At 35.6% G+C, this 11,277-nt stretch carries 6 protein-coding genes and 1 pseudogene; 3 read left to right on the top strand and 4 right to left on the bottom strand.

Features of this window, described 5'->3' with window-relative positions; all coding sequences use genetic code 11:
- The 3 genes and pseudogenes from H599_RS0113465 to H599_RS0113455 all read right to left on the bottom strand — a co-directional run.
- Positions 1 to 1,745 (bottom strand): annotated as a pseudogene (locus tag H599_RS0113465) (hypothetical protein); the annotation flags it as partial.
- Between the two features lie 497 nt (positions 1,746 to 2,242).
- Positions 2,243 to 3,466 carry a 3-oxoacyl-[acyl-carrier-protein] synthase III C-terminal domain-containing protein gene (locus H599_RS19795; protein ID WP_051590749.1) on the bottom strand — a complete coding sequence of 408 codons (1,224 nt, stop codon included), beginning with the start codon at positions 3,464 to 3,466 and terminating at the stop codon, positions 2,243 to 2,245.
- Between the two features lie 968 nt (positions 3,467 to 4,434).
- Entirely contained in the window at positions 4,435 to 7,068 is a 2,634-nt protein-coding gene (locus H599_RS0113455; RefSeq protein ID WP_026714612.1) for a valine--tRNA ligase, read from the bottom strand.
- Between the two features lie 239 nt (positions 7,069 to 7,307).
- On the opposite strand from H599_RS0113455, the gene H599_RS0113450 reads away from it, so the two are divergent.
- The gene (locus H599_RS0113450) at positions 7,308 to 7,697 is read left to right on the top strand and encodes a DUF1573 domain-containing protein (protein ID WP_026714611.1); all 390 of its coding nucleotides are present in this window, start codon (positions 7,308 to 7,310) and stop codon (positions 7,695 to 7,697) included.
- Between the two features lie 42 nt (positions 7,698 to 7,739).
- On the opposite strand, the gene H599_RS0113445 is transcribed toward H599_RS0113450, so the two are convergent.
- Positions 7,740 to 9,080 carry a PDZ domain-containing protein gene (locus H599_RS0113445; RefSeq protein WP_026714610.1) on the bottom strand — a complete coding sequence of 447 codons (1,341 nt, stop codon included), beginning with the start codon at positions 9,078 to 9,080 and terminating at the stop codon, positions 7,740 to 7,742.
- 125 nt (positions 9,081 to 9,205) lie between these two features.
- Here H599_RS0113445 and H599_RS0113435 point away from each other — a divergent pair, with 125 nt between their 5' ends.
- Together H599_RS0113435 and folE are read left to right on the top strand one after the other, a co-directional pair.
- The gene (locus H599_RS0113435) at positions 9,206 to 10,402 is read left to right on the top strand and encodes a pyridoxal phosphate-dependent aminotransferase (protein WP_026714609.1); all 1,197 of its coding nucleotides are present in this window, start codon (positions 9,206 to 9,208) and stop codon (positions 10,400 to 10,402) included.
- Between the two features lie 190 nt (positions 10,403 to 10,592).
- A complete protein-coding gene (folE, locus tag H599_RS0113430) occupies positions 10,593 to 11,264 on the top strand; it encodes a GTP cyclohydrolase I FolE (protein WP_026714608.1) in 672 nt (223 codons plus the stop codon).
- The last annotated feature ends 13 nt before the right edge of the window (positions 11,265 to 11,277 follow it).

The following is an 11,277-nucleotide window of genomic DNA, read 5'->3' as shown; positions in this document are numbered from 1 at the left end:
GTAACTCCTGCTGTTGATGAAGATCCACTTAAGGCAATCGAAGTTACAGTACAGGTCAACTCTTTATCTGCCCCTGCATTAGCATTTGGTGCTGTATTATTTAGAGTCACTAAAGCAACATCGGTAGCGGTACAGCCATTAGCCGGATCAGTAACGGTTAAAGTGTAAGTCCCAGCCATGTCAACTGTTGGTGTTGCTGTATTTGCACCGGAAACAATGTGTCCGCCATTGCTGGCAACCCAGGCAAAAGTAACTCCTGCTGTTGAAGAAGATCCACTTAAGGCAATCGAAGTTACAGTACAATTCAGTACTTTATCATCTCCTGCTGCTGCATTTGGCGGAACAACATCAACCGTTACATCCACACTATCCATATTACTACATACTGTACCTGTTTTAGTTTTAGTTACTGTATAAGTTGTATTTACCGTTGGATTAGCAATTGGATTAGCAATATTAGAATCACTCAAACCAGTTGTTGGTGACCAGGAATAAGTAAATCCTGCTTCCGGAGTTTCTCCAATCATTTTACCTGTTGGATTAGAAGTACAGGTTTTGGTAAAATCAGCTCCTGCATTCGCGATTGGAATCAAATTCAAATTCAATTGAATAGGGGCTCCTGGGAAATCTTTTAACTCAGACTGAGCCGAATTCCCTGAAGAACGAGTTCTAATAAACAGAGTACTAATATTAAAACAAGGATCATTAGGACTTGTATTTTTAAATACTTCTGTTAAGTTAATTGCTCCTTCAGCCCATTGATTTGGTGCATAAGTTCCCGGAGTAACACCATAAGCATCAAAAGGTACTGTGGTTGTTACACTATTATTCGTACAGAAAATATTCCCAGGAAAAGTATCATTAGGCACTACGACATACTCAAATCCGCCTCCGGCTTTTGCTTTCCAAACTCGAATTACAACTGTTGCGTCACCACCACCCTGAGTAAACTCAATAGTGATTAATATATCGCCAACAGTACGTCCTCCATCAGTACCCAAACTGGAAAAAGCTCCACTACCACCGGTAATTGGTGCTATACCTGTATTAGGATCTACCGGTCCAAATGTAGCTCCGGTTATAGTTAAGGGTTTTTGTAAAAACTCAAAATCAATATAGCTGCTTCCATTGGTAACCTGGCGGTCACCTGCAAACAGACACCATAAATCAGTTGAAACACCTTGTCTACTCGTTCCATTTACAAAAGTCAATCCATCAACACTTACTCCTCCGGTCACAGAGGGACTACCATAAGAAAAATGAGCTCCGGCATTTTGAATCTCATTTTTGTTAGGTGAAGATCCCGGTCCCCAGGTATAGGTATTTGGATTATCATTTATTTTATTGGATGAAGTAAAAATGGTTAAATCATCAACATAGCGATCTTGTAAAAAGAAAGTAAACCCCGGATAAAGAAGTGACCCATTCGAAAAATCAAGGACCCCATTGTTTACCACATCCCCAGGATACATAGGATTACCAAACTGTCTATCAAACAAATCCCCTACATTCTCATAAATAGTACTTATAGGCTCATGTGCCCAGGCATCTCCATCAACCCCGGAACCACTAATAGGATACTGTACAGGTACAATCCCTTTGATATTTTGAGCATTTGTAAGATTTCCAGTAAATAAAATCAGTCCAAACAGCAGACAAAAAATAAATGTCTGATGCCAACCATCTAACAAAGTACGCCAACAGACTGGCGCACCCCGCATCGTATAAAAAATATTTTTTTTCATGATAATAGTATTTTTATGTCATAAAATATATTAAATAGGTATATAAAAGATTTGAGGGAAAACTATCATAAAAAACAGCTTCAAATAGTCATTGAAGTAAACCTCTTTCATATAAAAAAATTAAATACAACCGCTCCGATGGTCTAAAATGTCAGGCATTATCAAACACATCGAAATACAATTATCGAAGTAGGAAAATCACAATATTCCCAAGATTTGGGGAAGGAAATGTGTCGCAACAGCAATTGCATTTACAACCAAAGAATTTCCTTATTAGCAATGCAAAATACCACAACATTAGATGTTGCTTCTGGAAAATGAAACCCACAAAAGTCAGGTTTTAAATAGTTATCAAACTTGGGGGAGATAACCGTTAGATAATTTTCTTCATTTAATAATGAAGTTCGCCATCTGAAAAAATCAAATTGATGAAATCAATCCTGATTTTCAATAAAAACTAGCCGTGAAGTGTAAAACTTTATTTCAATAAAAATAACTTATAATTTCTCAAATAATAAAGACGTCGCTGTCAAACCGGGACCAAAAGCCATCGCAATTACCTTAGTTCCTGACACTATAGTAACATCATTGATAATAGCATCTAAAATATAGGGTATAGTAGCCGAAGACATATTGCCATGATTGCGCAACACAGCATAAGACCATCGGGCCTGATTGTCGGAAATCCCGAGCTCATTTACCACATAATCAATAATTTTAGGTCCTCCGGGATGAATGGCAAAATACATCTGCGCTTTCTCTTCATCCAGATTCACACCACATTTATCACAAAGCGTCGTCAAAAATTCTTTAATGTTTTTTCTAATAAAAACCGGAACTCTTTTAGACAGCGTCATCAAAAAATTATATTCTCCTAAATCCCAGGACATATCTTCTAAGGAATCCGGAATAATCACCTCATGTGAGGCTAAAATGCGCAGCCCTTTTTTCTCCAAAACTGAGTGATCAGCCATAAAAGCATTTTCTTCATACAAAGAGTAGCCTATAAATCCATCGGCAAAGAGTGAACAAATCATAGTATTAGCCGGAGAAAATTCCGTTAGATTCAAATGTGCCGACAACAATTCGGTATGCACCACGTCGGCTCTGCCATTTTCTGAACTGGCAGCTATAAGACTTCGGGCTGTTCGTATTGCCGGAAAGGCTCCGTAACATCCCATGTGATAAGAATGGGTAACCTGTACATTATTCCAATTGCGTTCAATAACCGCTTCCTGTGCCACACTGGGCGAAGAATAACCCGAACAGGTAACATGAATTAAATTTTCAGGCGGAGTAGCCGTTTTTAAATAAAACTGATCGAAAACATAGCCCATTTTAGTTTTAAACCACTCCATCCTAACTTCTATTTTAGGTCCAAAAGATTTTCCTTCTTTTACTTCAAATCCATCCGGAAAATGATAATCCAAAGGAGAGCGAACATTCATGATGTTTTCAATAAATTTTCTGACTCCTTCAAAAATGATAATTTGTCTTTTATTTATACTTTCAGAAGAAACCGAATACTTATCCACCTGATCGGATATATAATCAAAACCGACAGATTCCTCCGTTTTCTCTTCTAAATTTCCTGTATTTTCCACTATCGGAATATTTTGAAAATGATAATATAAAAACTTGGTGTACTGATTGAGCTTGTCCTGCTCAAATAATTCACCAACCTGAATCGGATGAAAATTGGAAAGAATAATGCTTTTCATAACCTTAAAATTTAACTTACTATTAAAGTTTTAAGTGAAAACTTCTTAAAAAATAGCTTTGTGATTATTATTCCCCTTTCAACCTTTAGCAAAACGCAACAAATTAAAAAACCAACTAAAAACTAAATACCAACTTGTTACGCATTCAAACATTGCTCAAATTGGAATAAATTTAATCCACAAAATTGCCGCGGTAATACTAAAAAACGGAATTAATAACAAAGAAATAATGCAATCCTTTTCAAAAAAGAATAACATCTGTTCCAATACCTGGAAACAGTTATTTACCGGAAGAAGCGTAATTTTATTTCATAAATTATCCAAAAAGAAAAAATTTGGGGAAATATATTCGAAAGAAAAAAACAATTACAAAATCCATCATGGTAAAATACCACAATGTAAACTTCTGTATAAAGATACCTTCTGAGCTATCTTTACGAACCAAAAACTATTAAACAACAGTTTTTAATTACTTAAAAAAAGAAATGGTTACAAGCATGCTTTTTCAGACTGGGGAAGAAAAGCTGTAAAAACAATCTTCACAATATTTCATGAAGGAACCTACTATCATTACATTGTAAAAAATAAACTGTTTGGAGTTTTAACGAACCAAGCATTTATTAATCACATTAATTTTAAAACAAAACCAAACAATAGGTTAATGAAAGGGGAAGTTTGAGGGACTTAACGGCTATACAATCAAAATCCAAAAGACGCTTTTTTTCAGACGAAAAAGCTTTTTCTAAGAATCTGATTATCAAAGTTAATTGGAATTAAATTAACATTAAGAAAACCAAATGTTAAAAAAAACTTAAAACAGCTAATCTGTTATTTTTATCGATGAAATGCAATTCATTGTAAGAAAAAAAGATAAAACAAATTAAAAGAAATGTTTATACTTACAAAAAAAAACAAGCCAGAATGAACGCAATCATCCTGGCTTTTAATCAATTATGTATGCTTAAAAATTATTTCAGGGCAACTAAACTTTGTTCAATGGTAGCAATTTTTGCCAAAGCATCAGCTTCTTTTTTGCGCTCCATAGTAATCACTTTTTCCGGAGCACCGCCCACAAATTTCTCGTTAGACAATTTAGACTGAACTGATTTCAAGAAACCTTGTGTATATTTCAATTCTTCTTCCAGTTTTTTGATCTCCGCTTCAATATCCACATTTCCGGTAATTGGAATAAAATATTCGTTAGATTTTACACGGAAAGACAAAGCTCCGTCCACTTTTTCAGTAACATATTCAAAAGCAGTAACATTACCTAATTTCGAAATAATAGAATCAAAATAGGTAGAAACATTTTCATTATTAATTGCTTTCAGATCAATAGCATCTTTAAACGAAATATTTTTATCCTTACGAATCGTTCTGATTCCTGAAATTACTTCTATTGTATTTTCAAAATCAGCAATTAACTGAGCATCAAAAGCTTTCATTTCCGGCCAGGTCGAAACAATCAAAGCCTGCTCCGGGGTTCTTTCTTCAATATGTTGCCAAATTTCTTCGGTCAGGAAAGGCATGAAAGGATGCAATAATTTCAAATTATTTTCTAACATTTCAATGGCTTTATCAAAAGTCAACTTATCAATTGGCTGTTGGTACCCCGGCTTAATCATTTCCAGGAACCAGGAACAGAAATCATCCCAAACCAATTTATAAATAGCCATTAAAGCATCAGAAATTCTATATTTATCAAAATTGTCTTCAATTTCCACTAAGGTTTGTTGCAATTTAGCCTCATACCATTCGATAGCCACTTTGGATGATTCAGGCTGAACAATCGTTTCTGAAACTTCCCAACCTTTAATCAATTTGAAAGCATTCCAAATTTTATTCGAAAATCCTTTCCCCTGATTACACAATTCTTCATCAAACATGATATCGTTTCCTGCCGAAGCACTCAACAATAATCCTACACGTACTCCATCGGCACCAAACTTATCAATCAAATCCAAAGGATCCGGTGAATTCCCTAAGGATTTAGACATTTTTCGACGTTGTTTATCGCGAACCAAACCAGTCAAATATACATTAGTAAATGGTTTGTCTCCTGCATATTCATAACCCGCAATAATCATTCTGGCTACCCAGAAAAACAAAATATCCGGACCAGTAACCAAATCATTGGTTGGATAATAATATTTAAAGTCTTCACTTTCCGGATTCATAATTCCACCAAAAACCGACATTGGCCACAACCATGATGAAAACCAGGTATCTAAGGCATCCGCATCTTGTTTTAAGTCGGAAGTTTGAAGTTGAGAGTTAGAAGTTTTTTCTTTGGCTAAAGCCAAAGCTTCTTCGATAGTTTCGGCAACCACAAAATCTTCTTTTCCGTCACCATAATAATAAGCCGGAATTTGCTGACCCCACCATAACTGACGGGAAATGTTCCAATCACGGATATTATTCAACCAATGCGCATAGGTATTATTGAAACGAGATGGATGTAATTTAATATCTCCGTCTTCTAAAACCGCTTTGATAGCCGGTTTAACCAATTCGTCCATTTTCAAAAACCATTGATCGGATAATCTTGGCTCAATAACAGCCTTAGTTCTTTCAGAAGTTCCAACTTTATTGAGGTGAATTTCAGTTTTAGCCAAGTCACCGATTGCCTCTAATTCTTTGGCAATTTCAGCACGAACCACAAAACGGTCTTTGCCTTGGTAATGCAAACCAAAACTATTCAAAGTAGCATCTTCATTAAAAATATCAACGATTTCCAGGTTGTGTTTTTCACCTAGAGTTTTATCGTTCATGTCGTGCGCAGGCGTCACTTTCAGACATCCGGTTCCGAATTCCACATCTACATATTCATCTTCAATAATTGGAATCACACGACCGCAAATTGGAACAATCGCTTTTTTACCTTTCAAATGCGTGAAACGCTCATCATTTGGATTGATACAAATAGCAGTATCACCAAAAATAGTTTCCGGACGCGTTGTGGCAACAGTTAAAAAATCTTCGCTGCCTTCGATTTTATATTTTAAGAAAAATAATTTCCCGTTTTGCTCTTCATAAATAACTTCCTCGTCAGACAAAGTAGTTTTAGCTTCCGGATCCCAGTTTACCATTCGGTAACCACGATAGATAAGACCTTTATTGTATAAATCAACAAAAGAACGTATTACAGAAGCTGACATATCAGGATCCATCGTAAACTTAGTACGCTCCCAGTCGCAGGAAGCTCCCAATTTTTTAAGTTGCTCTAAAATTGTACCTCCGTATTTATCGGTCCATTCCCAGGCGTGTTTTAAAAACTCCTCACGAGATAAATCATTTTTATTGATTCCTTCCGCTTTTAATTTCGCCACAACCTTAGCTTCGGTAGCAATAGAAGCATGATCCGTTCCCGGAACCCAACAAGCGTTAAAACCTTTTAAACGGGCTCTGCGGATTAAAACATCCTGAATGGTATTATTCAACATGTGCCCCATGTGCAAAACTCCTGTTACATTGGGAGGAGGAATAACAATCGTATAAGGTGTTCTGTGATCCGGTTCTGAGTGAAAATAATTGTTTTCCATCCAGTAATTATACCATTTTTGCTCTATTGTTTTAGCGTCAAATTGTGCGGGAATTGCCATTTACTAGGTTTGTTTAATCGTTAATTTGTTTAATCGTTATTTGTTCTTTGTTAATCGTTTTTTGAATCTTTCAGTTAAACGATTAAACAGTTAAACAAATAAACCCAAAAAAAATTGGTGTGATTTTTGTAATTTAAATTTGGGAACAAAAGTAAATAATAAAGTACACTATAAAAAGGGAAATAAAAATTTGTGTACTAATTAAAACAAAGTATATTTACTTTATAATACCAATTCAAATGAAAAAAATAACCACATTTATAGCAATCTTATTTTTTGGCAGCATTGGATTTGCCCAGAAGGGAGCTAAAATAGAATTTAAAGCCAAAAATAACACTATTGATTACGGAGTAATAAATAAGAACAGCGACAACGGTATTCGCTCTTTTGAATACACCAATACCGGCGATGCCCCGTTGATTATTTATTCCGTTCAATCCACAACGAGCTGTACCATTTTATCCAAACAAAACGAAACGGTACAACCGGGAAAATCCAGCAAAATAGACATTAAATACAACATGACTCCCGGACCAATTAGAAAAACAATTACGGTAGAATCCAACGCCATCAACTACGACGAAGGACGAATTCCTCTAAAAATAAAAGGAGAAGTGGTCTCTTTATAAAACCTAATAAAAATGCTTCCTGAATTACCGGAAGCATTTTTTTTATAAAACATTCTTCAATTGAAATTTAAAATCCATCGGTTGTCCTTCCCGCAGAATCCTTAAAACAACCCAAACTTCATTTTCTGACCACAACAACGCATTAATTTCTTCCAACGAATAATTGTAGCATTCTTTTCCGTCGATTGAAACCAAAACATCTCCGGTTTTCAAACCACTTTGAGCCGCAGTCGAATTAGCCCTGACATACCCAATTTCATAAACCGGTTTCAACGACATTTTAATTTTATATCCCAAATTATTCCCTCTGGTATTATCTCCCTTAACATCTTCAGCATGCAAAACGATGGAATTATCCGGAATTACCACCAATTGTTTCACCAGTTGCACTCCGCTATGCCATATTTCAATTCCACTCTTATTATAAGTAAAAGATTTTCTGTACATTTTGTTTTTCTTCAAATACATTTTTTCGCCCTTGTAATCAAAAACCACCGTGAATCGTTTTAAAATTTCACCTCCCAACGACCCCAACCGATTGGGCTGCAAACTGATATTTTTCAAAGAATGAATATTAGGAAAAGCAACTATTGGCGAACGAAATTGGAAATTTGCAATTTTAAATGCATCAATCCGGGCTCTTTTCCCTTCAACAGCTCCGCTGAGTCCCTGCCCCAAATAATCATCAAAATACTTTTCGGGAACTTCAATTTTCTTGGAAAGTTGGTCAAAAAGCCACACTGCATCACTATTTCCGGAATCGACTAAAAGTTTGGCAGGAACTTCTTCCTCTTTGATTTTCACAATCGAATTAACATAAGGTTTTCCCTGTTCTATCGAAAGCGGAATACTGCTGTACTTTTTTCGAATTTTCTTCACATACTTGGAATCCGACTGATAAAAGGAAACTTTTTTCTTGTCATAATCAATCGCCACCAAATGATTCCGAAAAGCAGCCGAACCAATAATTCCGTTAACGGTAACCCCTACATAATTTGACAAGTTAAACGAAGGATCTAAAATCAGATACAACAAATAATTTTCGGCCTGCATTTTATCAATATGCAATACATTTCCGGAGGATTTAAGTCCTTCAACCGCCTCATTACCTCCCAGTCCCTGAATACTTATTTTTTCAACATGATTCAAATTGAGTTCTTTAACATCTTCAAAACCAAACAAAATTGTTTCCTGAACTCCGGAATCTAACAAAAAAAGAAGTTCAACCCCGTTAACCTGAACCGGAATAAAAACCAGATTATTAATAAGCTGAAAGGGAATTGTTATCCTGCTGCTGTTATTTTTAATAAATTCAAACCCCTGTTGTGAAAACACCGGAGTTGCAAAACCAAAGAGAAAAAAAAACAGGATAATTTTTTTCATGAATTGCAGTTTTCATAAAGTTAACAAAAATCCTTCTTTTTTAGCAACTAAAATTTCAAATTGTAAATCTATCAATAGGTCAGTTCAAAAAAAAAATTGCAAATTTGCACCAAATTTTTAGTACCATGCCTGAGATTTCAATAAGAGGACGAAAAATGCCTGAATCGCCAATTCGAAAATTGGCTCCATTTGCTGACATAGCTAACAAAAAAGGCCTGAAAGTATATCACTTAAATATAGGTCAACCGGATATTAAAAGTCCGGAAATAGCCATGCAAGCCATCAAAAACATCCAAATGGATATTATTGAATACGGTCCTTCGGCGGGTTATGAAAGTTACCGAAAAAAATTAGCTCAGTTTTATACCAATCAAAATGTAAGAGTTGATTTTTCGGACATCATGATTACAACCGGAGGCTCTGAAGCCTTATTATTTGCAATGGGAAGCATTATGGATCCGGGAGATGAAGTTATCATTCCCGAGCCTTTTTATGCCAATTACCATGCTTTTTCCGAAGAATCCAGTGCCACTGTTATTCCTGTAAACTCCGATTTTGAGGGCGGTTTTACCCTGCCTTCTATCGAAGCTTTCGAAAAATTAATCACACCAAAAACCAAGGCAATATTAATTTGTAATCCAAGTAACCCAACCGGAAATTTATATTCGGAATCCGAAATCCAACAATTAGGAGCATTGGTTAAAAAACACGATTTATTCCTGATTGCCGATGAAGTGTACCGCGAATTCATCTATGACGAAAAAGACCGCCATTATTCGGTAATGAACTTACCTGGTTTGGAACAAAATGTAATTATGATAGATTCGGTTTCCAAACGCTACAGTATGTGCGGCGCCCGAATTGGTTGTATGGTTACTAAAAACAAACAAGTAATTGCTACGGCAATGAAATTCGCTCAGGCGCGTTTATGTCCGCCAACAATAGAGCAAATTGCCTGTGAAGCTGCTATTGACACTCCGCAAAGTTATTTTGACGAAGTTATTAAAGAATACAAAGACAGAAGAGATACTTTAATTGACGAATTACACAAAATTGAAGGTGTAAAAGTAACGCCTCCAAAAGCTGCTTTTTATTGCATTGCCGAACTTCCGGTCGATAACACCGAAACTTTTGCTCAATGGCTTTTAGAAAGTTACAATTTGAATGGCGAAACCGTTATGGTAGCTCCGGCAGCCGGATTTTACTCCACTCCGGGAATGGGACTAAAACAGGTACGTATTGCTTATGTGCTTAATAAAGAAGACCTAACCAGAGCAGTTCATATTTTAAAAGACGCCATAGCTACTTATAATGCCCGATAAAAGTAATTTTTAAAAATACAAACAAAGACAATAACCGCTTCTAAAGTTATTGTCTTTGTTATTTAAAAGAATACCACAATTACCCCATAAAACAGCTTATTTTTTTATCCAAACCGATAGAAAATCTTTGATTTTTATTAATTATCTTTACAGCCTTTAAAAATAACACCCACTATAATAGTAGTATTTAATGATACACAACGAAGAAACGCACGACGAAATAGGAGACAACCACATCAGTACAAGTGCAAAGAATCCGATGAGAGAAGATGCTTTTGCTATTTCGGATGACGAAAAAATTGAAAAAATAAAAAAAGATGTCGAAAACATTCTGGTAACTTTAGGAATGGACTTAACTGACGACAGCTTAAAAGGTACTCCTAACAGAGTTGCCAAAATGTTTGTTAAAGAAATTTTTGGTGGTTTAAATCCATCCAGAAAACCAAAAGCCTCTACTTTTAACAACAGTTACAAATACGGTGAAATGCTTGTTGAAAAAAACATCATTGTTTATTCAACCTGCGAACACCATTTATTACCAATTATCGGTAGAGCGCATGTTGCTTACATCTCTAACGGCACTGTAATTGGTTTATCTAAAATGAACCGTATTGTAGAATATTTTTCTAAAAGACCTCAGGTACAGGAGCGTCTTACTATGCAAATTGTTCAGGAATTACAGAGAGCTTTAGGTACAGAAGATGTTGCCTGTGTTATTGACGCCAAACACCTTTGTGTAAATTCAAGAGGGGTTAGCGATATCGAAAGCAGCACGGTAACTTCTGAATTTGGAGGAAAATTCAAAGAAGCGCAATGTCGAAGAGAATTTTTAGATTATATCAAATTAGAGACTAAATTCTAATTTAATGTTGAAT

The sequence above is a fragment of the Flavobacterium daejeonense DSM 17708 genome (assembly GCF_000425425.1).
Classification (GTDB): domain Bacteria; phylum Bacteroidota; class Bacteroidia; order Flavobacteriales; family Flavobacteriaceae; genus Flavobacterium; species Flavobacterium daejeonense.
Note: the sequence above shows the minus strand (reverse complement) of the source record. Positions and strands in the feature narration are given on the sequence as shown.

Coding starts and splice junctions, on each gene's coding strand:
- H599_RS0113450 (WP_026714611.1), top strand. CDS start 7,308: ATGAAAAAAATAACCACATTTATAGCAATCTTATTTTTTGGCAGCATT.
- H599_RS0113445 (WP_026714610.1), bottom strand. CDS start 9,080: ATGAAAAAAATTATCCTGTTTTTTTTTCTCTTTGGTTTTGCAACTCCG.
- H599_RS0113435 (WP_026714609.1), top strand. CDS start 9,206: ATGCCTGAGATTTCAATAAGAGGACGAAAAATGCCTGAATCGCCAATT.
- H599_RS19795 (WP_051590749.1), bottom strand. CDS start 3,466: ATGAAAAGCATTATTCTTTCCAATTTTCATCCGATTCAGGTTGGTGAA.
- folE (WP_026714608.1), top strand. CDS start 10,593: ATGATACACAACGAAGAAACGCACGACGAAATAGGAGACAACCACATC.
- H599_RS0113455 (WP_026714612.1), bottom strand. CDS start 7,068: ATGGCAATTCCCGCACAATTTGACGCTAAAACAATAGAGCAAAAATGG.